Genomic DNA, 22,738 nt, shown 5'->3' on the forward strand with positions numbered 1-22,738 from the left:
GCGGTTTAAAGCCCGCTTCCGCGGGGGAGATGGCGCCAAAATGAGCCTGATGCTACCGAAATGTCCTGACAAGAATGGCGCCGGTTCAAACACATTGCTCTCCGGTGAAATGGAAGTCGAGGCTCTGTTTCAGCCGCTTGGGCAGGGCCGGCAAGGACGAGCGCGGGATCAGAAAGGTCGAGAGGTTGAACAAATCCTTGAAGATCCGCTTCTTGTCCACCGTTTCCTGGAGATATTCGTGTCCGCTGCTTCCCCCGGTACCGATTTTGCTCCCCAGCATGCGTTGCGCCATCAGGGCGTGGCGGCTGCGCCAGGTGGTGAACTGTTCGTCGATGTCCATCAGGTGACTGAGCAGGCGGAACGGCAGGTGCAGAATCGGCTCGTCGCGGTAAAGCTGGATGAAGAGGGCCGATAGCACGGACGTTTGGCAGAGATGAAACATGCCTTGCGCCTTGAGCCGCTCGAATCCTGCCGGATCGAGCAGGTAATCGAATTTCCGCCGGGTGTTTTCCAGCTCGGCGAGCTGCGCGCTTCGCTCGGCATCGGAAAATAAAGGATTCGTCTCGATCGAGCGCCGGTCTTTCGCCAGCATAGCCATGACCGCCTGACGGTAGCTTTCCCAAAAGTCATAGCCCTCGAACTTGAGGAAGGGCATGCGCGCCAGCCAGGCGTCCACCTGTTCGAAAAGACTTGGCTCGCTGGCGATTTCACGCAGGTATGCGACATCCTCGGATCTGAGCCGGCCGGTGACCGGTTGCGGAACGTGAACGCCCAACCCCAGGCGCAGTTCGATCTCGCGGAATTGCACGCTCTGAAATCCGGAAGCGGGGATCAGGTAATCGCGAAAATCGAGAAAATCCAGCGGAGTGATGGTCTCCAGAACGTCGATTTGCTGATTCAAGACCTTTTGTATCGCAATGACGCGCTCGAGACGGGCGACGATGACGCCCATGCTGTGTTCGTCCAAAGGCGTGACCGCGAATGCACCGAGCACCGACTCGAGTTCGTGCAGGATTTGCTTGAACCAGATCTCGTAAGCCTGGTGCGTGATGATGAACAGCATCTCGTCGTGGGCTTCCCTGCCATGCCGGCGGCTTTCGGGCGTCTGAGCGCTCAAGAGACGCTCGAGTTGCAGGTAGTCGGCGTAGTAGATTTCTTTCGTGGAGCGCTGATTCATCGGGGTGTCTCCGCTTGATTGATTGATGTTATACAGGCATCGTCGGCAAAGGATTACCGACCTACGCTTGTAGGCAAACCCAAGTAGGTCGGCAATCCTTTGCCGACACGAACGCGCGTCCCGTTCGGCCGGGCGGGAGAACGGCATCAGGCATGACACGCCCGGCTCAAATCCCTCAGCTCGCCAGCTCCGGCAAATTCCTGAAGAGTTCCAGCGCCTCGGGATTGGCGAGCGCGTCGCGGTTTTTCACGGGGCGTCCGTGAATGATCTCGCGTACTGCGAGTTCGACGATCTTGCCGGAGAGCGTGCGGGGAATGTCGGCGACCTGCACGATCTTGGCCGGAACATGGCGCGGGCTCGCGTTTTCGCGAATCTGCCTCCGGATTCTTGCCGCCAGCGCTTCGTCCAGCTTCAGGCCTTCGCGCAGGCGCACGAACAGCACGATGCGGACATCGTTATCCCAATTCTGGCCGACGACCAAACTTTCGACGATTTCGTCGAGCCTTTCGACTTGCCGATAGATCTCGGCAGTGCCGATGCGCACGCCGCCGGGATTCAGCACCGCATCGGAGCGGCCGTGAATGACGATGCCGCCGTGCGGCATGATCTCGGCCCAGTCGCCGTGCCGCCAGACGCCGGGGTACATGGAAAAATACGCCTCGCGGTATTTGGTTCCGTCCGGGTCGTTCCAGAACTCCAGCGGCATCGAAGGAAAGGGTTTGGTGCAGACCAGTTCGCCTTTCGTGCCGACGACCGGTTGGCCGTTTTCGTCGAAGACTTCGACCGCCATGCCGAGAACCTTGGCCTGGATCTCGCCCCGCCGAACCGGCCCCATCGGATTGCCGCCCACGAAGCAGCCGATCAAATCGGCCCCGCCCGAGATCGAGGACAGGCAGGCGTCGGATTTGACGCGCTCGTAAACGTAGTCGAAGCTGTTCGGCGCCAGGGGAGAACCGGTCGAAAGAACGGTCCTCAGCGATGTCAGCCGGTGCGTGCGCTTCGGTTCCAATCCCGCCTTGAGCAAGGCGTCAATGTATTTGGCCGAGGTGCCGAAATGGGTCATGCCCTCGGCATCGGCGAAATCGAACAGCACATTGCCCGAGGGGTGGAAGGGAGAACCGTCGTAAAGGAGCAGCGTCGCGCCGCAGGCGAGGGCGGAGGCCAGCCAGTTCCACATCATCCAGCCGCAGGTGGTGAAATAGAACACGCGATCGTTCCGTTTCACATCGCATTGCAGCAGAAGCTCTTCCAAATGTTTGAGCAGCGTGCCGCCGGCGCCGTGAACGATGCACTTCGGGATGCCGGTCGTGCCGGACGAATAGAGAATGTATAGCGGCGAGTCGGAAGGTAGCCGGGCGAAGGGAATCTCGCGCGTTTGGTAGGGCGCGAGATAATCGTCGAAGCGAATCGCCCGTTCGCCCAGCGCCTCTAGCTCGGGCCGCTCGGAGATATAGGGAACGAGGACGATGCGTTCGAGCTTCGGCAAGTTGGCCACGATGGTGCGGAGCTTGTCGGCGGCGAAATGGGCTTTGCCGTTGTAAAAGCATCCGTCGGCGGCGATGAGAACCTTCGGTCCGACTTGCCCGAACCGGTCCAGCACGCCCTGTACGCCGAAATCGGGCGAGCAGGAGGTGAAGACCGCCCCGACCGATGCGGCGGCGAGCATCGCGATCACGGTTTCCGGCAGGTTGGGCATGATGGCGGCGACCCGGTCTCCCGGCACGACGCCGTCGGCTTCGAGAGCCTGCGCCAGACGGCTGACTCGCTCGTAAAGCTCGCGCCAGCTCAGCCGCCGGCGCACCCTATCCTCGCCCCAGAAGACGATGGCGTCTCCGTCATCCCGGCGTTTGAGCAAATTCTCGGCGAAATTGAGCCGCGCCTCGGGGAAGAACCGTGCGCCGGGCATCTTGTCGCCGTCCGCCAAAATGCGGTCGCCGCGCGTCTCCGCCACGACTCCCGCGTGGTCCCACAGACTCAGCCAGAATTCGTCCATTTGCTCGATTGAGAAGCGGTGAAGGGCAGCGTAATCGGGCAATTCGATGCTCCATCGGTCTCGCAGAATGTGCGTGAATCGGTACAGATTCGTGCTTTCGATGCGCGAGCGGGTGGGTTGCCAGAGCAGTTGATTCAAGACGGCGCTCCAGATTATTTATCGCGGGAAAACCCCCGGTTCTGCCGGGGGACTCGCAAAGTTTGACATTTCCGGGAGTCAGGTATTGTCCCAATTTCGCTGGGCCGTCATTCCGGCAGGGATTCACACCGGGCTGTCCTGCCCGGTGCCCTCCGGGTAAATGCAAATCCGCTCCCGGCGGATTTGTGCCGGACAAACCGGCAGGACAGCCGGTTTGCACGCATCGCGCCCGAAGGGTGCCGGGCAGGATCGCCCGGCATGAATCCAGTTCACAGGGATTGTGAATGGTCGAAACCATCCGTGGTCACTGGACCCCGGCATTCCAATCGCAAACGGGCCTTTAGTCGGCCCCTTCCCTGCCGGGGTGACGACATGGCTTTTGCCCGATGGCGGTCAGGCCCCTTTGAGGGGCCAGCCGTCGAAAGCCACTGGCTTTGCCGGTGGATCGTTACTTCACGCAAACTCCAATAGCCGGAATAAGTCCTTCGACTTTTCTCAGGACAGGTTCTGCGTTTCCGGTTTTGTGTTCTTATCCCGTTTGCCGCGCCTCCCGCCGAAAGCGACAAATTCGCCGGGAGCGAATTTGAACAGCGGTACGCTGGCCCGAAGGGCGAAAACCAAGGATGGTTTTCGTAGCAGCGCAGGACCCAAGCGGCAACCGGGCGGCCTTCCCTCTGGTTACTTTCTTTTGGCCGAGCAAAAGAAAGTAAGCCGACCGTGGGTTCGGAAACCTACATTCAAATAGCTGTCGCGCAAGCGACTCCTCATATTTACGATTTGCGGGAAGCGCTGCTTAAGCCGCTTTCGCCAACGCCCGCCGCTGCTCGTCCAGACCGTCCCAAAACACCGCCACGCCGTCGAGCATTTCGTTGCCGTAACGTATGAAATCATCCTCGTCGATGTCGCGGGTGAAATAAAGCTCTTCCAGTTCCTCCTGGGTATGCTGGGCGTGCTGGGCTTCGAGGCGGTTGTGCCAGGTGAAGAAAGCGAGCGGCAAGTTCGAGCCGGTACGCGCGTTGTAGCGGACCAAGCCGTCGATCAGTTCCTGCCAGAAACCGGCCGCCGCCCAGTTTTCCACGGCATAGCTCGCGGCCTGGGTGATTGCGTAGTTCTCGTTGCCGTAGAGCCGGATCAGTTCGTCGCAGAAATGGAGGGTGGCGGGGGTGCCGTGCCTGCGGCCGCCGAGATCCTGAAATCCGAGTCCGAGCTCCCCGGCGATTCGCAGCAGCCACTCGAAATGCGCCGCACGGAAATGGAATATGCCGCCTTCCACCGTGCCCTCGGTGGAGACCAGTTCGGGATCGACCTCATGGTCGGGATCGCGCGTGGCGGACCTTTTCCGCCCGGCATTGAAGACGACGCCGATTTCGTTGGCGAGAATTTCCTTGGAGGCCCGCATGCCTTCGAGAGAATCGGCATTGATTATTTTTTGAAGCTGGGCCACCAGGAACTGGTTCGAAAACACCGAGAACTGGACGATGAACGCCCGGACCTGATCGAAGGTCTGCTCGCCCTGGCTGAACCAGGCGGTATAACGATTGTCGGTGATGATCCGGTGTCTCAGCATTTCGGTGTCGATGCGCCGCTGAAAGGCGAGAAAGCGTTGGGCCTTGTCGACCGAATACCCGGTCCGGTTCGTCGCAAGCGCCTCGAGCGTCGGAGCGGTCAGGCCCGACAAGCGGTGTTCCTCGGCATAGCGCTCAAGTTTGGAGTCGGCGACGGCTATCATGGAACCTCCTCATAACATAAGAAGGAAAACTACTTATTTGACCCGCGAATTCGTTCCGAATTTCTCCGGCAGGTCGGCAATCCGTTGCCGACATGGGCACTCCCGGCGCTACGCCGACCCGAGAAATTCACTACTCGGCGTCCGCCTGCTGCTCCGGTGCCGCGTCGCGGAATGCGGTGAGCGCAAGGCAGCTTTCGTCGATCGCTCGAATTCGGGGGAACCCGTTCAAATCGCAGCCGAAGCGCCGGGCGTTGAACACCTGCGGCACCAGGCAGATGTCCGCAAGGGTCGGCGTGTCGCCGAAGCAGAATCGGCTGCTGCCTCCGTGGCGGGCGAGCTGTTCCTCGAACGCCCCGAACCCTTCCTCGATCCAGTACCGAATCCAAGCGTTTCGGGCCGGCTCGTCCTGGCCCAGCACCTCCGCGAGATACCGTAGGACCCGAAGATTGTTCAAGGGATGAATGTCGCAGGCGATGATTTGCGCAAGCGCTCGGACGTAAGCCCGCTCGTCGCGGCGGCGTGGCAGCAGCGGCGGGTCGGGATAGGTGTCGTTCAGATACTCTATGATCGCCAGGGACTGCGTGAACGGCGTTCCCCGGTCCACCAGGGTCGGTACCAGTCCCTGCGGATTGATTTCACGATATTTGGGTTGCCGCTGCATGCCCTTCGCGAGATGCACGAATTGCGGCCGGTAAGACAATCTTTTGAGGTTCAACGCGATGCGGACCCGGTAGGCGGCCGAGCTTCGGAAGTAGGTATACAGTTCCAGGCCCATCACTGCAGCACGTCCTGTTCGATGGCGCCGAAAACGGAGCGCCCGTTCCGGTCCAGCATTTCGATCCGTACCGTCTCGCCGCGCCGGAGATAAGGCGTCCGGGCTTCGCCGGATTCGATCTGTTCGAGGACGCGCTTTTCGACGATGCAGGAATATCCCCGCCCGGTGTCCGCGTTGCTGACGGTGCCGGAGCCTATGATGGTGCCGGCGGGGAGGGGGCGGGTCTTGGCGGCGTGGGCGATCAGGGCGGGGAAGTCGAATTGCATGCCCTGGCCGGTGTCGGGATTGCCGACGAGAATACCGCTCCGGTGGGTCAGCAGCGGAAGGTGGATCTTGCCGCCGTCCCAGGCATTTCCCAATTCGTTGGGCGTCACCGCAACCGGCGAGAAGGCCGGTCCGGGTTTGCCGTGCAGGAACCCGAAGCCTTTGGCGAGTTCCTGGGGAATCAGGTTGCGCAGCGAAATGTCGTTGACCAGCATCAGCAGCTTGATGTGCGAGGCCGCTTCCTCGGATGTCGTTCCCATAGGCACGTCGTCGGTGATCGCCGCGACTTCCGCCTCGAAATCCAGTCCCCAGCTTTCATCGGCGAGCCGGATCGGGTCCCGTGGGCCGAGGAAAGCCGCCGATCCCCCCTGATACATCAGGGGATCGGTGTACAGGCTAGGCGGCATGGGCGCGCCGCGGGCCTTTCGCACCCTCTCGACATGGGACAGATAGGCGCTTCCGTCCAGCCATTGATAGCTTCGGGGCAAGGGCGACGCCAGCTCGGTAGGTCTTAAGGGGAGCGCATCGAGCTCGCGCTGATTGAGGGCGCGATAGGTGGTTTCCAGTGCGGGTGCGGCGTCTTCCCAGTTCTCCAGTACCGATTGCAGCGTTGAGAAGCCGGACTCCAGGGCGGGGAATGCCGTTTTCAGCTCCCGGTCGACGATAACCAGGGTTCCGTCGCGGCTTCCGGATTTCAGCGAAGCGAGTTTCATGGCTATTTCCAGGAATCCACGTAGCCCGCCCACTCGACCCCGCGGGGCAGGTCGGCCACTTCGAGGGCGTCGCGGGCGTCGATCATGACCGCCACCTCATCGGTTTCGGTGCGCGACCTCGCCTTAGCCGCCTCCAATGCCTTGGGATGAGGGCCGTGGGTGATTCCGCTGGGGTGCAGGGTCATCATGCCCGGATGGATGTTGTCGCGGGAGAAGAAATGGCCGCGGTGATAGAAGATCACCTCGTCGTAATCGTCGTTGTTGTGATAGAAGGGCACCCGGAGCACACCCGGATCGCTTTCCAGCGGCCGCGGGCAGAAGGTGCACACGACGAAGCGCTCGCTGGCGAAGGTGGTATGGGCCGAAGGCGGAAGATGATAGCGATGGCTCATCAGCGGGCGGATATCGCGCCAGTTGAGCCGGACCGGCATCAGCGTGCCCTGCCAGCCGACGGCATCGAGCGGATTGAAGGGATAGGTCACGGCGCTGAGCCGATCCCGCCGCTTGACCAGCACCCGCCAGGTCCGGTCCGACTGCTGGGCGAGAAAGGCGTCGTCGATCTTGGGCGTGTCCAAGACCGCCGGGTCGAACACGGCATGGGCTCCGACGATGCCTTTTTCGGGAAGCCGGTAGGTACTGTTGGACGCCTCGATCAGGAGGAAGACGCCCATGCCGGAGGTTTCGATGCGCCACAGGGTGCCCCGTGGAATCACCAGGTAATCGCCCTCGGAAAAGGCGAGATGGCCGTAGTCGCAATAAAGATGCCCGGAGCCCTCGTGGACGAACAGCAATTCGTCGCCGTCGCCGTTCCGCACCAGGTGGTCCATGGCGGAATAGGTATGCCAGCACCGGATTTTCACGCTCAGATTGCCCAGCATCGGCGTGGCGTCCCATGGCGAGACGCTGGTTCCGGTGAGCTGGTTGGTATCGAAGGCGCGCGGCCTGAGCGGTCCCTCGACGCTGATCCAGCCGGTCGGCGGATGGCGGTGGAGCATTTGCGTGGAAGGGCCGTAGAAGCCCTCCCGCCCCAATTCCCGTTCGTAAGTGCCCTCGGGCAAATCGGCGTGAGCCTGGCGGGCGGCGACGCCCTCGACTCTCGGCAGTGAAATCCAGCGGAACATCAGATTACCCCCCGTCGCATTTGATCGTCTTCTATCGCCTCGAACAGCGCCTGGAAATTGCCCTCGCCGAATCCTTCGTTGCCTTTCCGCTGGATGATCTCGAAGAAAATCGGCCCGATCACGGTCTCGGTGAAGATTTGCAGGAGAAGGCCCACTTTGTTGCCCGGCAGGCCGTCGATGAGAATCCGGTTCCGCCGCAGCCGCTCCAAATTCTCACCGTGGCCCGGAACGCGGGAGTTCACCCGCTCGTAATAGGTATCGGGCACGTCCATGAAGCGGACGCCGTTCTCGCGGAGCCGCTCAACGGTGGCGTAGATGTCGTCCGTGGCCAGAGCAACGTGTTGAATGCCTTCGCCGTGATAAAGGTCGAGGTACTCCTGAATCTGCGACTTGGGATCGGAAGGCTCGTTGACGGGAATGCGGATCTTTCCGCAGGGGCTCGCCATCGCCCGTGATTTCAGCCCGGTCGCCTTGCCGTGGATGTCGAAATAGCGGATTTCCCTGAAACCGAAGACGCGCTCGTAAAAATCGGCCCATTCGTCCATGTGGCCCTTGCGCACGTTATGGGTCAAATGGTCGATGCGGGTCAGGCCGACCCCGAAAGGTTCCGCCGGCTCGTTTTCGATGGGAACGAAGTCGACATCGTAGATCGAATGCTCTCCATAACGGTCGACCAGATAAATCAGGCTCCGTCCGATTCCTCGGATGGCCGGGATATTGAGTTCCATGGGACCAGCCTCGCTGGCGGACGGCCTGGCGCCCAGTTCGAGCGCGCGCCGGAAGGCCCAGGCGGCATTTTCGACACGAATCGCGAAGGCGCAAATCGAAGGCCCGTGCCGCTCCGCGAAGCGCTGGGCGAAACTCCCCGGTTCGTGATTAATGACGAAATTGATCTCTCCCTGCCGGTATAGAACCACATCCTTGGACCGGTGGCGGGCCACGGCCTTGAATCCCATCTGCTCGAAAAGTCTCGCCAAGGCTTGAGTGTCACGGGCGGTATATTCGATGAATTCGAATCCATCGGTCCTTATGGGGGGGACGTCGTCGCTTGTCATATTGGATACCCCAGTGGCGGATTTTTTTGAGTTCTTTGATTCCTATGACCTCGGTGGTCGCATAAAGATTCCCATGGCTCGACGAGTCAGGCGCAGCAAGAACGGTTGTCAATGAAAATGATAATGGATATCATTTGCGACAGGGTGGATGTGCCGTCCGCCGCCGCTGAACGACATGAGGAAAAAGTATGAGCCCAAGCAACCGAACCGAAACCGATCGCCCGCATCGTCGGGGTGATGCGGGGCCCTTTCATTCGAAGCGCAGAGTCACAAGTGCGGAGTTGTTGGGCTCCGGTCGTGAAATCGTGATCGAACATGGCGGAGACGAATACCGTCTGCGCCTAACCAGCAACGACAAGCTCATTCTGACGAAATAGTTTGTGTGTGTGAGACTCGTCCCGGGAGGGGAGAGCGTAGGTCGGCAATCCTTTGCCGACAAACCCGCAGGCCGGACTGTTGCTGTCGGCAAACGATTGCCGACCTACACATCGGGATCCCTTACCCCGAATCGGAAAATACCTTAGTGGAACGCGTCGGAGGTTCCGACACACTCTCGTAGCCAGCCACCCGGCCTCACGGCATAGGTAGCCAGCCAGACAGTTTGGTTTAGTTACGCTTCTGTTGGTGAGGCAGCATCATGTGGGCAGCCACTTTTCCGCCGGACCGTCTCTGGCCCGGCATCTCAATCGTCGATCGTTGTTGGGGAGTTCGCACCGCCGGCATATTGGGGGCCGCCCTGGTCCATGCCGCGGTGCTACCGATGCTGATAGAGGACGAGTCGGTGCCGGCAGTGCAGAGTCCGCAAGCGGCGCCGGTCATGGTCGACCTGATTTCGACGGCGCACCCGCAAGCCGATGCGCCCCAGGCCGTACAGAAACCGGTAGAACCCGTCAAGCCCAAGACCGAAACGCCCAAACCGAAAGCGAAGCCCAAGCCGAAACAGGTCCGACCGTCGGCCAAGCGGTCGCCGATCCTGTCCAGGCCCAGCCAGGCAGCCGTGCAGCAGACGACTGCCGAACAGGAACCGTCTCCACGTCCAACTTCGACCGAAGCGGCGCCGGGCCCGGTACTGCCGCCATCAGCCGTATCGGCGACGGCTCCGTCGCCGGGGCCGGTCGTTCCGCCACGCTTCAACGCGGCTTATCTGCGCAATCCGGCGCCGGCCTATCCGGTCGGTTCCCTCCGCCGAAAAGAACAGGGCAAAGTCGTGCTTCGGGTTCTGGTGGATGCCGGCGGCGGCGCCGAAGCGGTTAACGTCCAGACCTCCAGCGGATACGACCGGCTCGATGCCGCCGCTCTCGAAACCGTAAAGCAGTGGAAATTCGTTCCCGCCCGCCAGGGAGACAAGTCCGTGCCGGCGTGGGTGTTGGTCCCGATTTCATTCTCACTCGAAGGATAATCCTATGGAAACGACAGAAACCCTGGGCTTGACCCATTTCCTGGCGCAAAGCGACTCGGCCGGCAAGGCGATTTTCGCGATCCTCGTCGGCATGTCGGTCGCGAGCTGGTATTTCATCGTGGCGAAGAACCTGCAGGCGCTGATCGCGCGCCGCCGGACGGCGCGTTTTCTGGAGTCCTTCTGGAACGCCTCTTCCCTGCATGCCGTGGAATTGCAATTGGAAGAGCACCACCCGGACGAACCGTTTTCGCATCTCGCCTATCATGCACTGGTGTCATCCCGGCATCATGCCCGGCACGGCGCGGGGCGGCTGAACGAAGCGGGTTCGGCGGCGGAATTCCTGACGCGTTCGATGCGCCGGGTCATCGACGAGGAAACCGCGTCCCTCGAATGGGGGCTCACCGTGCTGGCATCCATCGGCAGCACAGCGCCCTTCATCGGCTTGTTCGGCACCGTTTGGGGCGTTTACCACGCCCTGGTCAACATCGGCATGAGCGGGCAGGGGAGCCTCGATCAGATCGCAGGTCCCGTGGGCGAAGCGCTGATCATGACCGGCGCCGGGCTGGCCGTGGCCATTCCCGCCGTATTGGCCTACAACGCCTTCGCCCGCTCCAATCGGCTGCTGCTGGCGAAGCTCGATGCCTTTGCCCACGACCTGTTTGCCTTCCTGACCACCGGCGCGCATTGCGTCGGGACCGAAGCCGATGACCGAAGCGCCGCGGTCGGCCAGGCCGTCGCGGGAGGTGCGTGATGGCGTTCGGAAGCTTCAGCCAGGGGCAGGGCGGCATGCGTCCCTCGGCCGAGATCAACATGATCCCGCTCATCGACATCATGCTGGTCTTGCTGGTCATTTTCATGATCACGACGCCCTTGCTCACCCACAACGTCAAGATCGATCTGCCCAGAGCGGCGAGCCAGCCGAGCACGGACCAGGCCGAGCACGTCGATTTGGCGATCGACGGAGCCGGCCGGCTTTTCTGGAACAACGAAGCGATCGACCGGGCAGGGATGCGCGAGCGCTTCGCGGCGGCGGCGCAGCAGCAGCCTCAGCCCGAGGTGCACCTCCGGGCCGATAAGGCCACGGCCTACCAGATCATCGCCGAAGTGCTCGCCGCCTCGGCCAATGCCGGCGTGACACGCATCGGCTTCGTCTCCGATCCGAACGACGCCAAGCCTTGACATACGAATTAGCCACCCAGCCGTTTTCCAGCCAGGTAGCCAGCCATCAGAACCAGTTAACTTGGGGAAAACATCCATGACTAAGAATAACAACTACCGGCTTAAATCCACGGCGTTGGCCGGAACGCCACTCGCGCTTGCCCTGGCGTGCGCGACGGATGGCGCCATCGCGGCGGACGAAGATCTCACCACGCTCGACCAGGTCAAAGTGGTCGGCAAGGTGGAACAGGCGGGCGGCGACACGAAAGGTTACATGGCCAAACGCACCACGACGGCGACCAAGACCGACACTCCCCTGATCGACGTTCCGCAGTCGATCACCGTCATCACGCAGGAGCTGATCAAGGACCAGAACATGCAGAGCATCGCCGATACGGTCCGCTACGTGCCCGGCGTCGTGATGTCGCAAGGGGAAGGCAACCGGGATGCGGTGATTTTTCGCGGCAACGCCACGACCGGCGATATGTACGTCGACGGCATGCGCGACGATGTCCAGTATTTCCGCGATCTTTACAACATCGATCGGGTGGAGGTGCTGAAAGGCCCGAACGCGATGATTTTCGGCCGCGGCAGCTCCGGCGGTCTGATCAACCGGGTAACCAAGCAAGCGAACTGGGAGAACCCGCGCGAGGCGAGCTTTCAGGTCGGTTCCTGGGACAAATTCCGGTTAACCGGGGACTTCGGCCAAGCCATCAACGAGAATTTCGCCGTTCGTCTCACTAGCATGTGGGAGAGTTCACGCAGCTTTCGCGAGGGTTTCCATGCCGAGCGCTGGGGCGTCAATCCAACCGTGTCCTGGCGTCTGGGCGATCAGACCCAAGTGACCTTCGGCTACGAGCATTACGAGGACGACCGTGTCGCGGACCGCGGCATTTCTTCGTTCTCGGGCCGCCCGGTCGAGGCCGACGTTTCCACGTTTTTCGGCGATCCGAGGCGCAGTCCGACCTGGTCGAAAGTCGACGCGTTCAACGCCTTGATCGATCACGACTTCGGGAACGGGATCAAGTTCCGCAACCGCACCCGTTATGCGATCTACGACAAGTTCTACCAGAACATCTTCCCGGGGGCGGTCAGTGCCGCGGGCGACCAGGTGGCGATCTCGGCCTACAACAACGCGACCCAGCGCGAGAATTTCTTCAACCAGACCGATCTGACGTTCGAGCTCGAAACCGGACCGTTCAAACACACTCTGTTGACCGGCGCCGAGTTCGGTCACCAGGAAACCGACAACTTTCGCCAGACCGGATATTTCACGGCGGTGGGTCCCAATGCGACATCGGCCAGGGTTCCCGTGGCGGATCCGAGATATACCGGCCCCGTCACCTTCCGGCAAAGCGCCACGGATGCGGACAACCACGGCCTCGCGACCATCGCGGCGGGCTATTTTCAGGATCAGATCGAGCTCACCAAGCACTGGCAACTCGTGGCGGGGCTTCGCTACGACAACTTCGAGGTCGATTTCCGCAACAACCGCAACGGCCAGACTTTCTACACCAATGACGACCTTTGGTCGCCGCGCGGGGGCCTGATCTTCAAGCCGTTCGACGAGCTCTCGATCTATGCGAGCTACAGCATGGCCTATGTGCCGCGAGCGGGCGATCAATTGGCCTCGCTGACACTGGCCAATAGCTCGTTGGAGCCGGAAGAGTTCAAGAACTACGAGGTGGGTGCGAAGTGGGACATCCGTCCCGATCTGTCGGCGACCCTGGCCTTTTATCAGCTCGATCGCCTCAACGCGATCGCCACCGACCCCAATAACCCCGCGACGTCGTTCCTGGTCGACGGCCAGCGCACTCGAGGCATAGAACTGGGGATAAGCGGCAACATCACCGACCAATGGCGCGTGATCGGCGGATACGCCTACCAGGATGCCGAAATCACCGAGAGCTTGTCGGCCAGCGCTCCGAAAGGCAACAAGGTGGCCCAGGTCCCGGAACACACGGTTTCGCTCTGGAACCGCTACGACATTACCCCTCATTGGGGCGTCGGCCTCGGCGCGGTATACCGCAGCGAAATGTACGCGGCCACCGACAATAACGTCACCCTGCCGGGCTTCCTCCGCTTCGACGGGGCCGTCTATTACACGGTCAACGACAATGTCCAGGTGCAGGTCAACGTCGAAAACCTATTCGACAAGGAGTATTACGCTTCGGCGCACAGCAACAACAACATCATGCCGGGCTCGCCGATTGCCGCCACAGCCGCGCTGCGGGTGAGATTCTGATGAAGCCCGCCGAGTTCGGTCTTCCGGCTCACTCGCCGCGCTCCAAGCCCTCGGGCGGATACTTGTTCCTCCCGAGGCGTCTGGCGCGCGGGGCATTCCTCAAATGGCTGCGCCGCACTCACGCCTGGATAGGGCTGTGGGGCGCGGCGTTGGGGTTTTTGTTCGGGACCACGGGAATTCTGCTCAATCACCACGAGAAGTTGAAAATTCCGGCCGCCCGGATGGAGCAGACCGTGATACAGCTGCCGCTGCCGGAACCGCGTCCCGCCGATCCCAAGGCCTTGGCACTATGGCTAGCAGAAGCGCTGCAGTTCCCATCCGACAAGGCGAAGATCATGCAGGAGCCTGGCAAGACCGTTATCTGGAACGGCGTGGAGGTGCGGCAGCCGGCGCGCTGGCAGATCGCCGCGCGTACGCCGCAACGCTTCCTCCAAGCGGAATATTGGGAAGGTAATGCTTTCGTCACCGTCAAGCGCGGCGAAGCGAATGTCTTCGCCCTGCTCGGCAACTTGCACCGCGGCGCCGGGTTGGGCGTCGGCTGGATCTTGCTGGCGGACACGCTGGCCGGCGGACTGATCGTGCTCGGCCTCGGCTCGCTCGGTCTGGGACTCTGGTTTGTCTGGCAGGCTCTATAGAGAGACGGGGGAGGCCGCGCCGACCGGAACAACGGGAATCATCGCAGCGGAAGGCGGCCGGCTGAAAGCAGGGGAACGATTGGCGAACGTTCTTGGTCATTGATACTTATTCATCTTGGGTATTTTTCAGGACTTTCGCCTTGCCCCGGAGGCTTTATGGATTCACCGGCACATGATTACCCCACCGGGCTCTTCTTCGACGTTCAAGGGCCCCCATGCCTCTCGCTGTACGCGCCGACTCACCGGTCCCATCCGGATAACCAGCAGGACCGAATCCGGTTTCGGAACCTGGTGAAAGCCTTGGAAGACTCGTTGCGGCGGACCTATCCGGAAGAAAAGATTCGAGCGCTCATCGAGCCGTTTCGAAACCTGGCCGCCGATCGCGGCTTCTGGAATCACACGCTGGATGGACTAGCCGTACTGGCCGCGCCCGGCTTGTTCCTAGCCTATAGGCTGCAGCGGCCGGTTCCGGAATTGGCGGTAGTGGCCGACAGCTTCCACACCAAACCCCTGCTGCGCATCCTCCAGTCGGCCGATCGCTACCAGGTTCTCGGACTGAATCGTAAGGAAATCAAGCTTTTTGAAGGGAATCGCGACGCACTGGACGAAATCGAACTGGCCGATGAGGTCCCGCGCACCATCATCGAAGCGCTGGGCGAGGAGTTGACCGAGCCGCACCTGACCGTCTCCACCTATGGCTCCGGCCCCGCCGGTCCGGCGATGCACCATGGCCAGGGCGGGAGAAAGGACGAGGTGGACCTTGATGCGGAACGGTTCTTTCGCGTCGTCGACCGCGCCGTGCTGGAACATCATTCGCGGCCCTCGGGCTTGCCCTTGGTGCTCGCGGCGCTGCCGGAACACCATCATCTCTTCCGCCGGGTGAGCCATAACCCGTTCCTGCTGGAGGAAGGCATCGATGTCCATCCGGACGCGGTGTCCGCCGACGAACTGCGGGAGCGCGCGTGGCGGGCGGTCGAGCCTTATTATCTGGCAAGGCTGGACGAGCTGGTGGAGGCATTCGGCGCGGCGAAAGCCAAAGGGCTCGGTGCCGACGATCCGGCCCAGGTCGCCGAGGCGGCCGTAGCCGGTCGGGTTACGAGCTTGCTGATCGACGCCGGCTGCGAGATTCCCGGCCGAATTGATTCCACGACCGGACAGGTCGAATTCGACGACCTGGCTCACCCCGAGGTCGATGATCTGCTCGACGATCTCGCGGAGTGGGTCATGAGGAGCGGCGGCCAGGTGGTCGTCGTTCCCCCCGAGCGGATGCCCACCGGGACCGGGGTTGCCGCGATTTATCGCTATTAAGAGGGTCGTTCCCGGATAGCCTAGGCAAAAGGACGCGTCCATGCAGATTCAGTTCAACACCGACAGCAACATCGAAGGCCGCGACGAACTGGCCCACTGGGTCGAGGATTCGGTAGCGGCGATTTTGGGTCGTTTCGGCGAAAGGGTCACCCGGGTGGAAGCTCATCTCAGTGACATCAACGCTCACAAGATCGGTCAAGACGATATACGCTGCCTGCTCGAGGCTCGCCCTGCGGGCCTGAAGCCGGTAGCGGTCAGTCACAGGGCCGACAGCGTCGAGCAGGCGGTCAACGGAGCCGCGGAAAAGCTGAAGAGAGCGCTGGATTCCACCTTCAGCCGACTGGAAAACCGCTAGCGAACGGCATTCGCGCAGGCGTATCCAGCGAATGATTCGGCGCGGACGTCTGTTTTGAGAATCGGCGTGTGGCCGCAAAGAATGACTCGCGCGTCGACGGCCTGTCCGGCTCGCTTCCGCTCGGCAAGCGCTTTTTCGACTATTAACCCGGCCTATAAATATAGGCCGGGTTAATCCGGGGCAGGGATGCCCCGGCGCGGCGACAAGCCGCGTGAGCCCAGGCCGGGCGTGTACCGGCCTGGGCGGCGGCCCGAAATACCAGGAGGGTATTTACGGGCCTGATTAATAAGGGAAGCGCCGGTTCGTGTGCGTCGTCGAAAACGAAGAGCGTTTCGACCTCTCCCGGATAACGGTGATCGAGTACGGTTCGGATATTTTCTTCGATACCGGTATCGAGTCCTCTGCCCCAACGCGCGGCGGGATGCGAAAGACCTGCGCGATCGGCTCCGCGAGCGGCGTTTCACCTCTCGCGGAGCCGGTTACTCATTCACACTCGTAGATGTTGCCGGTCACATGACCATTGAATGCACCGCGAGGGGTGGCGCTTTCCCATACGATATGAGTGGCTCCGAGATTGTCCGCTTTCCGTAGCGCCCGGCCTTTTGCGACTCGCTCCCAGTGCACGCCGCCATGTTTTCCGTAGCCCGAGTGCCCGCTCACCATGCCGAGCGATTCGCAATACTCGACTGCATCGGATGTGGCCTCGACAGGCGGCTCGTCAGCCAGTGTCGTTGCCGAGAAAATTAGAGCGCTCAAGGCCAAGATGGCGGATCCCGTGGTTTTAGAATTCGGCGGGAAAAGCTTGAACATGATTGTCTCCAGAAATCTCCAAGGACGCGGATTCATCTCGTTGATACTTACGCCTGGCTTACACCACCCAATGCGGGGTACCGAGGCGATGACGATCGTATTGACGCGATACTAAATCAAAAGTTCCGTGAGCGGGCGGATCGGGTCGATAGCGAAATCGTGGGGGAACAATCATCCGTACTGTCTAAGGATGGAAAGCGTCTTTCCAACGACCTTTTTGCCGGATCGGCGGTCATAACGATTTAAGGAAACTCTGAATAAGTCCCTGGCCCCGATAAAATAACGCCCAACGTCCAATTTTCGACAGGTCGATACCAGATGAAGCAACTCGGACTCAGTGCCACCGTGTTTGTGAAGAAACCGAAGCTGACCAAGCGTCAGAAATTTCTCCAGGACATGGAGCAGGTGATTCCTTGGGGGTTGTGGACGAGCCGGATTGCGCCGTACTACCCGACGGCCGGCCGGGGCAGGCGTCCCTTTCCTTTGGAGACGATGTTGCGCATCCACCTGATGCAGCACTGGTTCGGCTACTCCGATCCGGCGATGGAAGAGGCGCTGCATGACATTCCGATGCTACGCGAGTTTGCCGGGCTGGATGCGGGCGAGGACGCCATGCCGGATGAAACCACGATCCTCAAGTTCCGGCGCCTGTTGGAAACCCATCAGATGGCGCAAACCCTATTCGATGAAACGGCGGCACTATTGGCGGAAAAGGGCTTATTGTTGCGTCAAGGGACCATCGTGGATGCCACCCTGATCGCCGCCCCGCCGTCCACGAAGAACCGCGAGCGGAAGCGGGATGGCGAGATGAGTTCGACCAAGAAGGGTAACAATTACCACTTTGGCATGAAGGCGCACATCGGCGTGGATGCTGATTCAGGCTTGGTGCACACGATGGAAGTCACCACCGCCAAGGTGGCGGACGGGGTCATGACCGATGCCCTGTTGCACGGCGAGGAGCAGGTCGTCCTGGGCGATCGGGCCTATACCCGCAAGGACCGCAATCTGGAGGTCGAACGCCAGGAGGGCGAGCCGGTCTGGGCGTTTCCCTTCAAGCGTAAGAAGGGCGAGGACTTGCCTGCGGAACAAGCGCTTCACAACCGCATGCTGGCCGCGCTGCGGGCGGTGGTCGAACACCCATTCCGGATCGTCAAACGCCAATTCGGCTATACCAAGGTCCGGTACCGGGGACTCTTCAAAAACGGGCAGCAACTCTACCTGCTGTTTGCCCTCGGCAATCTCTACCAGGTGCGGGAGGAGTTGATGGCGGCCTAGGGATCAATCCGTGCATCGTCCCGGAAAACCGGGGGCGAGGGGCGGAAAGAGCGCCGATAGCGGGCGCCAATTGGGGAGGGAAAAACGACCTTTTTCGGCTGGTAGCCCCGGCCGGTTTATCGGAGCCACCAATAAAACGCACTTATTCAGAGCTTCCTTAAGAGAATTTGGACGGCGACAGGTCTATCCGGCAAGGCATCGTACGACCGAGCGGATTCGCCGGCAGCGAGGCTTGAAAGATACGGACCGTGTAAATCGCTCGCGGCGCCGAGGGTACTATGGACATTGAGAGCGGAATCCGGGAGGAACTTGGAGCGGTACCGGCCTTCACCAGGCGGGTTGCCGATCAGCCCGATAACCGATTTCCTTGGGAAAGCTTATGCTGCGCGTCTTGAAATGGATCGCTATCGGAATCGGTGCCCTGATCGGGATTCTGATTCTTACCATCGTTCTCGTCATAGCCTTCTTCGACCTGAACAGGCTTCGCGAGCCGCTATCCACGGCGGTCAGCAAGTCCCTGGGCCGCGAATTCGCGATCAATGGCGATCTGAGCGCCGACTGGTCGTGGACGCCGCGCTTCACGATCAACGACGTGGAACTGGCCAATGCGCCCTGGGGAAGCGAACCGGAGATGTTCACCCTCGACCGGCTGGCGTTCGCCGTCCGAATTCCGGAACTCTTCAAAGGGCGCATCGTGCTTCCGGAAGTCCGCGTCTCGAAACCCCACATATTGCTCGAACGGAATCCCGAGGGAATGGCCAATTGGGAGTTCGGCGACAAAAAAGAGAAGCGGGAACCGGCCGGAGCCCCCGTTAGCGAAAGATGGGTTCCGAAAATCGATAGCCTCGCCATCGACGACGGCCGCTTGTTGTTCCGCGATCCGACCACGGATACCCGCTTGGACATGAACGTTTCGACGGTGGTCGGCGAGTCGGACGAGCAGGCGGTCGAACTGAGCGGCCAGGGCCGATTGCAGCAGGAACAATTCACGCTGAAGGTCAGAGGCGGTTCGGTGCTGGATCTTTGGCAAGAAGATCAGCCTTTCCCGGTTAACGTCGAAGTCGAGTACGGCAAGACCGAGGCCAAGGTATCGGGCACGATAGCCGAACCCTTGGAGCTTCAGGGCCCCGATTTGCAGTTCGAGGCGAAAGGGCCGGATCTCGCGGCGCTCGCCTCCATAGCGCCCATGTGGATACCCGAAACGCCGCCGTATCGGTTCAGCGGAAAGATTAACCGTGAGGGCGAACGCTGGCTGTTGAAGGGGTTCGAGGGCAGTCTCGGCAACAGCGATCTCACCGGCGACCTGATGTTCACGATGCGGGACGAGCGGCCCTACCTGCAAGGCGACGTGGTTTCCCGCAAACTCGACTTCAAGGATTTCGTGGGCGTCTTCGGTGCCGATCCGACGCCGTCCCCGGAGGAACCGGAGCGCCCGAGACTGCTTCCCGACAAGCCGTATCCCGTGGAGGGCTTGCGCGCCGCCGACGGGGACGTGCGCTTCCAAAGCAGCAATATCGTGACCCCCTGGATGCCGGTGGACGATGTGTCCGTGCATGTCAAAATGGATCAAGGCATGCTGACGATCCAACCGGTAAAGCTTACCGTGGGCTTCGGGGCGATCGAATCCAATGTGACTCTGAACGCACGCGGCGACAAATTACAGACCGAAGTCAAAGGAAAAATCGACAAGGTGCCGTTCAAGCGGCTGGTGGCCGGAACCCCGTTCGAAGAAGAAACCGCCGGCACCTTTTTCGGCCGCGTGAATCTGACCACCGCCGGCAACTCGGTGGCGGAGATGGCCGCTCACGCGGACGGCGGCATAACCATCCTGATGGAACAGGGCCGCATCAGCAACCTGATGATGGAACTGTTCGGTATCGACTTCGCGGAGAGTCTCCAGAAACTCATCGGCACGGATCCGAGCATTCCGGTCCGCTGCACCATCGCCGACTTCATCGTCAGCGACGGCGTGGTGAAGACTCAGTTGTTCCTGATGGATACCACCGATACCAATGTGCTGATGGAAGGCCAGGTGAATCTGGCCACCGAGGCCCTGGATCTCCGCCTGACCGCCCATCCCAAGGACTTCAGCCCGTTCAGCGCGCGAAATCCGATCAAGATCGAAGGAAACCTGAAAAAGCCGCGCCCCTATCCCGAGCCTGCGCCCCTGATCGCCCGCGGCGCAGCTTCCGTAGCGCTGGGAGCGCTCCTGACTCCGGCGGCAGCATTGATTCCCTGGATCGAACTCGGCTTGGCCGAGGACAGCGCGTGCCACGCACTGGTCGATGCCGCCACATCCAAAGAGAAAATTCCGGAAAAAGAGCGGGAACGACAAGAACGGCACTAAACCGGGTCCATGTCTTTGAAAAGAGACGGGGCGCCACATTCCGGAATTTATCGGGCCGGACGTCTCGAGTTGTGCGCTGAGTCTCAACCTGCTTGCAATTGACGGGGATACTTTGGCGGCGTAGATTCGCGGCGGATATGGCGTTTTCGCTTACCGACGACGGCTTACGCGGCAACGCGCCATCTACTGGACGTTAGGTCGTGTCGGTCCGATGAGAAAACCGACAGGGATCCGGTGCTCGGCCGGCGTTTTGAATCCCCCTCGATCCCTCTTTCACAATGGGGGGAGGCAAGCGTCATTCCCCCCTTTGCAAAAGGGGCCAGGGGGGGCAATGCCGTTAAGTTAAGGCGAATGACGTCACCCCGGCAGGGAAGGGTGGCTTCGGTGCTCCAATCGCAAACGGTCATCCCAGGAGCGCTGGGATGACCCTTCCAATCGCAAACGGTCGCTTTAGTCGCGACCCTTCCAATCGCAAACGGCCTGGCCGGGAGCGCCGGCCACGCCCTTCCCGAAGACACCGTTTGCGATTGGAATGCCGGGGTCCAGAAGCCATGGATGGCAGAGGCGTGTCATTTCCCTGTGCCCTGGATTCATGCCGCACAGTCCCTGTGCGGCACCCTACGGACGCTTCGCGTGCAAATCGGCCATCCTGCCGATTTGTCCGGCACAAATTTGCCAGGAGCAAATTTGGACGTGCGGAGCACGGTCCGTAGGACGAACCCCAGGGATGGGGTGAGCAATCCCTGCCGGAATGACGAGTTAACTTAACAGCATTGGGCCAGGGGGGATTGCGTTCATCTCTCCCGTCGCGGTGTCCGTACTATCGGGATGAAAATGCGCTGGGCCCAAGATAGCTCAATTACCCGCCTCTCAAAGTCGCGACTCATGGGCAGGGACAACCGAGAGATCACGGCCTGCCGTGCTCGATAAACAGGTGTGTCATTATGAGTTTAAGAATCTTTCGGCCATCTCGCTTGCTGGCACCTTATGTTACGGCGATTTGGGACTATGACGATTTAATGGGTGCTGACAACTCGGCGCTGACGATCTTGCCGGATACCGCAACCTATTTATGTTTTTTGTATGCCGATTTATTGACCACGGCGCACAAGGACCGAATTTATACAACCCGTAGCGGACTCGCCGGTTTTCAAAGTTTTCGCAGTGATCTTGGGTCTTTTGGAAAAGTATCCGGGGTTTCGGCGCGCCTTACCCCATGGGGGTTAAATGTTTTTTGTCGCGGCATAGTGAGAGATTGCGCCGAAAGGCGGGTGGACTGTAGAGATATTTTCCCCAAATATTCGATAGAAGAAATCGAGGATAACTTGTCTCTTAAGAGGAGCGCTAGCGAGCGCGTCCAATGTGTCGAGCATTTCTTGCTTTCGATTTTGAATCGGGACAATGAGGATTTGCTGATTCAAACAGCGTGCAAGGAGTTGGATAAGTCAAACGGAAATCATCCCATTTCGAAGCTCGCCCGAACTTTAGGCTTGACCGAACGCACGCTCGAACGGCGGTTCCAGTTTCATGTCGGCGCTACGCCCAAGAAATATGCTCGTATCGTCCGTTTGCGGAACGCGCTTTTCCAGCGCCGAATGCTTTCAAATTGGGCGGATGCGGCATATGCAGCAGGTTACTACGATCAGAGCCACATGATTCGCGATTTCCATGAGCTTTACGGGATGTCGCCGGAATCCATCCATCCTCGATTGGAAGCTTCCAAAACCATACAGTTTTCCGGATTATTGAATCTACATGGAGCCGGACGCTAGAGCATTTTCATATCTGCTGTACGGGCACTCACGAGTAGGTCGGGAATCCTTCCCAATCGCAAACGGCGTCTTCGGGAGCGCCGAAGCCCCCCTTCCCGACGCCACGTCCCGGCGAGCGTCTTCGTCGGCAAAGGATTGCCGACCTACGAATACTTGAATCCATTCACCCGAGCCGAAGGCGCCAACGACGTCCGCCAAGCCGGTTTTGCCGTACGAGCGCGATGAAAACGCTCTAAGGGTGATTGTTTTATCGCTCGAAGAACCCTCTTGGCCATTTCTCGCGCCTCTATATTTCTCTCCGTTTCACGCTCGGCCACGCTGTTTAGGACTGTGCCGCTTCCGCTTGTCGGTTTTTTCCAATACGAACGATAGATCGTGTTGCTACAGTACGCCGCACGGGCCGCCAAAAGGTTCGTTGTAGATTGAAGTCGTTGTAGATCGATAGAACGGTGCGGCATTGTCACAAAGG

Annotated in this window: 19 protein-coding genes; 11 read left to right on the top strand and 8 right to left on the bottom strand. The window is 60.4% G+C overall.

Translation table 11 applies throughout. The features are described 5' to 3' along the window. Positions 1 to 85: 85 nt before the first annotated feature. The 7 genes from ACR2R1_RS00760 to hppD form a co-directional block, all read right to left on the bottom strand. Entirely contained in the window at positions 86 to 1,177 is a 1,092-nt protein-coding gene (locus tag ACR2R1_RS00760) for a tryptophan 2,3-dioxygenase family protein (RefSeq protein ID WP_434112229.1), read from the bottom strand. A gap of 175 nt (positions 1,178 to 1,352) precedes the next feature. Then, positions 1,353 to 3,308: an acetoacetate--CoA ligase gene (locus ACR2R1_RS00765; RefSeq protein WP_156879388.1), complete on the bottom strand. Its 1,956-nt coding sequence runs from the start codon at positions 3,306 to 3,308 to the stop codon at positions 1,353 to 1,355. A 793-nt stretch (positions 3,309 to 4,101) separates the two neighbouring features. Further along, complete coding sequence (locus ACR2R1_RS00770) at positions 4,102 to 5,037, bottom strand: hypothetical protein (protein WP_156879389.1); 936 nt, start codon at positions 5,035 to 5,037, stop codon at positions 4,102 to 4,104. Between the two features lie 130 nt (positions 5,038 to 5,167). Then, positions 5,168 to 5,812, bottom strand: coding sequence for a maleylacetoacetate isomerase (gene maiA, locus ACR2R1_RS00775; RefSeq protein WP_434112231.1), 645 nt, complete (start codon positions 5,810 to 5,812; stop codon positions 5,168 to 5,170). Beyond that, on the bottom strand, positions 5,812 to 6,789 hold the full coding sequence (locus ACR2R1_RS00780; protein ID WP_133718643.1) for a fumarylacetoacetate hydrolase family protein: 978 nt from the start codon (positions 6,787 to 6,789) through the stop codon (positions 5,812 to 5,814). Before ACR2R1_RS00780 ends, maiA begins: the two co-directional genes overlap by 1 nt. Positions 6,790 to 6,791: 2 nt before the next feature. After that, positions 6,792 to 7,910 (bottom strand): homogentisate 1,2-dioxygenase, encoded by a 1,119-nt coding sequence (locus ACR2R1_RS00785; RefSeq protein ID WP_086135470.1) that lies wholly within the window; start codon positions 7,908 to 7,910, stop codon positions 6,792 to 6,794. After that, complete coding sequence (hppD, locus tag ACR2R1_RS00790; RefSeq protein WP_077729160.1) at positions 7,910 to 8,965, bottom strand: 4-hydroxyphenylpyruvate dioxygenase; 1,056 nt, start codon at positions 8,963 to 8,965, stop codon at positions 7,910 to 7,912. The genes ACR2R1_RS00785 and hppD overlap by 1 nt, the downstream gene beginning before the upstream one ends. A gap of 188 nt (positions 8,966 to 9,153) precedes the next feature. Here hppD and hemP point away from each other — a divergent pair, with 188 nt between their 5' ends. The 8 genes from hemP (at position 9,154) to ACR2R1_RS00830 (ending at position 16,065) form a co-directional block, all read left to right on the top strand. Next, the gene (gene hemP, locus ACR2R1_RS00795; protein WP_086135471.1) at positions 9,154 to 9,342 is read left to right on the top strand and encodes a hemin uptake protein HemP; all 189 of its coding nucleotides are present in this window, start codon (positions 9,154 to 9,156) and stop codon (positions 9,340 to 9,342) included. A gap of 260 nt (positions 9,343 to 9,602) precedes the next feature. Beyond that, the gene (locus ACR2R1_RS00800; RefSeq protein WP_434112234.1) at positions 9,603 to 10,364 is read left to right on the top strand and encodes a TonB family protein; all 762 of its coding nucleotides are present in this window, start codon (positions 9,603 to 9,605) and stop codon (positions 10,362 to 10,364) included. 4 nt (positions 10,365 to 10,368) lie between these two features. Beyond that, positions 10,369 to 11,115: a MotA/TolQ/ExbB proton channel family protein gene (locus tag ACR2R1_RS00805; RefSeq protein ID WP_434112236.1), complete on the top strand. Its 747-nt coding sequence runs from the start codon at positions 10,369 to 10,371 to the stop codon at positions 11,113 to 11,115. Further along, positions 11,115 to 11,543 carry an ExbD/TolR family protein gene (locus ACR2R1_RS00810; protein WP_434112238.1) on the top strand — a complete coding sequence of 143 codons (429 nt, stop codon included), beginning with the start codon at positions 11,115 to 11,117 and terminating at the stop codon, positions 11,541 to 11,543. The genes ACR2R1_RS00805 and ACR2R1_RS00810 overlap by 1 nt, the downstream gene beginning before the upstream one ends. 76 nt (positions 11,544 to 11,619) lie before the next feature. Then, positions 11,620 to 13,767 carry a TonB-dependent receptor gene (locus ACR2R1_RS00815; protein WP_434112240.1) on the top strand — a complete coding sequence of 716 codons (2,148 nt, stop codon included), beginning with the start codon at positions 11,620 to 11,622 and terminating at the stop codon, positions 13,765 to 13,767. Then, on the top strand, positions 13,767 to 14,402 hold the full coding sequence (locus ACR2R1_RS00820; protein ID WP_434112243.1) for a PepSY-associated TM helix domain-containing protein: 636 nt from the start codon (positions 13,767 to 13,769) through the stop codon (positions 14,400 to 14,402). Before ACR2R1_RS00815 ends, ACR2R1_RS00820 begins: the two co-directional genes overlap by 1 nt. A gap of 156 nt (positions 14,403 to 14,558) precedes the next feature. After that, positions 14,559 to 15,710, top strand: a complete 1,152-nt coding sequence (locus ACR2R1_RS00825) for a hypothetical protein (RefSeq protein WP_086135476.1) — start codon at positions 14,559 to 14,561, stop codon at positions 15,708 to 15,710. A 40-nt stretch (positions 15,711 to 15,750) separates the two neighbouring features. Further along, positions 15,751 to 16,065 (top strand): HPF/RaiA family ribosome-associated protein, encoded by a 315-nt coding sequence (locus ACR2R1_RS00830; RefSeq protein ID WP_077729152.1) that lies wholly within the window; start codon positions 15,751 to 15,753, stop codon positions 16,063 to 16,065. A 483-nt stretch (positions 16,066 to 16,548) separates the two neighbouring features. Here the strand turns inward: ACR2R1_RS00830 and ACR2R1_RS00835 are convergent, their stop codons facing one another. Beyond that, positions 16,549 to 16,875, bottom strand: coding sequence for a hypothetical protein (locus ACR2R1_RS00835; protein ID WP_077729151.1), 327 nt, complete (start codon positions 16,873 to 16,875; stop codon positions 16,549 to 16,551). 318 nt (positions 16,876 to 17,193) lie between these two features. Between ACR2R1_RS00835 and ACR2R1_RS00840 the strand changes: the two genes are divergently transcribed. The 3 genes from ACR2R1_RS00840 to ACR2R1_RS00850 all read left to right on the top strand — a co-directional run bounded on the left by ACR2R1_RS00840 (position 17,194) and on the right by ACR2R1_RS00850 (position 22,269). Beyond that, positions 17,194 to 18,150, top strand: coding sequence for an IS5 family transposase (locus ACR2R1_RS00840; RefSeq protein ID WP_434110401.1), 957 nt, complete (start codon positions 17,194 to 17,196; stop codon positions 18,148 to 18,150). A 379-nt stretch (positions 18,151 to 18,529) separates the two neighbouring features. Next, positions 18,530 to 20,497 carry an AsmA family protein gene (locus tag ACR2R1_RS00845; RefSeq protein WP_077729150.1) on the top strand — a complete coding sequence of 656 codons (1,968 nt, stop codon included), beginning with the start codon at positions 18,530 to 18,532 and terminating at the stop codon, positions 20,495 to 20,497. Positions 20,498 to 21,441: 944 nt separating this feature from the next. Continuing rightward, the gene (locus ACR2R1_RS00850) at positions 21,442 to 22,269 is read left to right on the top strand and encodes a helix-turn-helix domain-containing protein (protein ID WP_077729149.1); all 828 of its coding nucleotides are present in this window, start codon (positions 21,442 to 21,444) and stop codon (positions 22,267 to 22,269) included. Positions 22,270 to 22,738: the final 469 nt, after the last annotated feature.

Source organism: Methylocaldum sp. GT1TLB (assembly GCF_051027445.1).
Taxonomy (GTDB): Bacteria; Pseudomonadota; Gammaproteobacteria; order Methylococcales; family Methylococcaceae; genus Methylocaldum.

Bases quoted from the DNA above. Each gene is read 5' to 3' on its own strand.
- ACR2R1_RS00780 (WP_133718643.1), bottom strand. From the start codon at position 6,789: ATGAAACTCGCTTCGCTGAAATCCGGAAGCCGCGACGGAACCCTGGTT.
- ACR2R1_RS00815 (WP_434112240.1), top strand. From the start codon at position 11,620: ATGACTAAGAATAACAACTACCGGCTTAAATCCACGGCGTTGGCCGGA.
- ACR2R1_RS00810 (WP_434112238.1), top strand. From the start codon at position 11,115: ATGGCGTTCGGAAGCTTCAGCCAGGGGCAGGGCGGCATGCGTCCCTCG.
- ACR2R1_RS00840 (WP_434110401.1), top strand. From the start codon at position 17,194: ATGAAGCAACTCGGACTCAGTGCCACCGTGTTTGTGAAGAAACCGAAG.
- ACR2R1_RS00805 (WP_434112236.1), top strand. From the start codon at position 10,369: ATGGAAACGACAGAAACCCTGGGCTTGACCCATTTCCTGGCGCAAAGC.
- maiA (WP_434112231.1), bottom strand. From the start codon at position 5,812: ATGGGCCTGGAACTGTATACCTACTTCCGAAGCTCGGCCGCCTACCGG.
- ACR2R1_RS00785 (WP_086135470.1), bottom strand. From the start codon at position 7,910: ATGTTCCGCTGGATTTCACTGCCGAGAGTCGAGGGCGTCGCCGCCCGC.
- hemP (WP_086135471.1), top strand. From the start codon at position 9,154: ATGAGCCCAAGCAACCGAACCGAAACCGATCGCCCGCATCGTCGGGGT.
- ACR2R1_RS00845 (WP_077729150.1), top strand. From the start codon at position 18,530: ATGCTGCGCGTCTTGAAATGGATCGCTATCGGAATCGGTGCCCTGATC.
- ACR2R1_RS00850 (WP_077729149.1), top strand. From the start codon at position 21,442: ATGAGTTTAAGAATCTTTCGGCCATCTCGCTTGCTGGCACCTTATGTT.
- hppD (WP_077729160.1), bottom strand. From the start codon at position 8,965: ATGACAAGCGACGACGTCCCCCCCATAAGGACCGATGGATTCGAATTC.
- ACR2R1_RS00760 (WP_434112229.1), bottom strand. From the start codon at position 1,177: ATGAATCAGCGCTCCACGAAAGAAATCTACTACGCCGACTACCTGCAA.
- ACR2R1_RS00800 (WP_434112234.1), top strand. From the start codon at position 9,603: ATGTGGGCAGCCACTTTTCCGCCGGACCGTCTCTGGCCCGGCATCTCA.
- ACR2R1_RS00825 (WP_086135476.1), top strand. From the start codon at position 14,559: ATGGATTCACCGGCACATGATTACCCCACCGGGCTCTTCTTCGACGTT.
- ACR2R1_RS00835 (WP_077729151.1), bottom strand. From the start codon at position 16,875: ATGTTCAAGCTTTTCCCGCCGAATTCTAAAACCACGGGATCCGCCATC.
- ACR2R1_RS00820 (WP_434112243.1), top strand. From the start codon at position 13,767: ATGAAGCCCGCCGAGTTCGGTCTTCCGGCTCACTCGCCGCGCTCCAAG.
- ACR2R1_RS00830 (WP_077729152.1), top strand. From the start codon at position 15,751: ATGCAGATTCAGTTCAACACCGACAGCAACATCGAAGGCCGCGACGAA.
- ACR2R1_RS00770 (WP_156879389.1), bottom strand. From the start codon at position 5,037: ATGATAGCCGTCGCCGACTCCAAACTTGAGCGCTATGCCGAGGAACAC.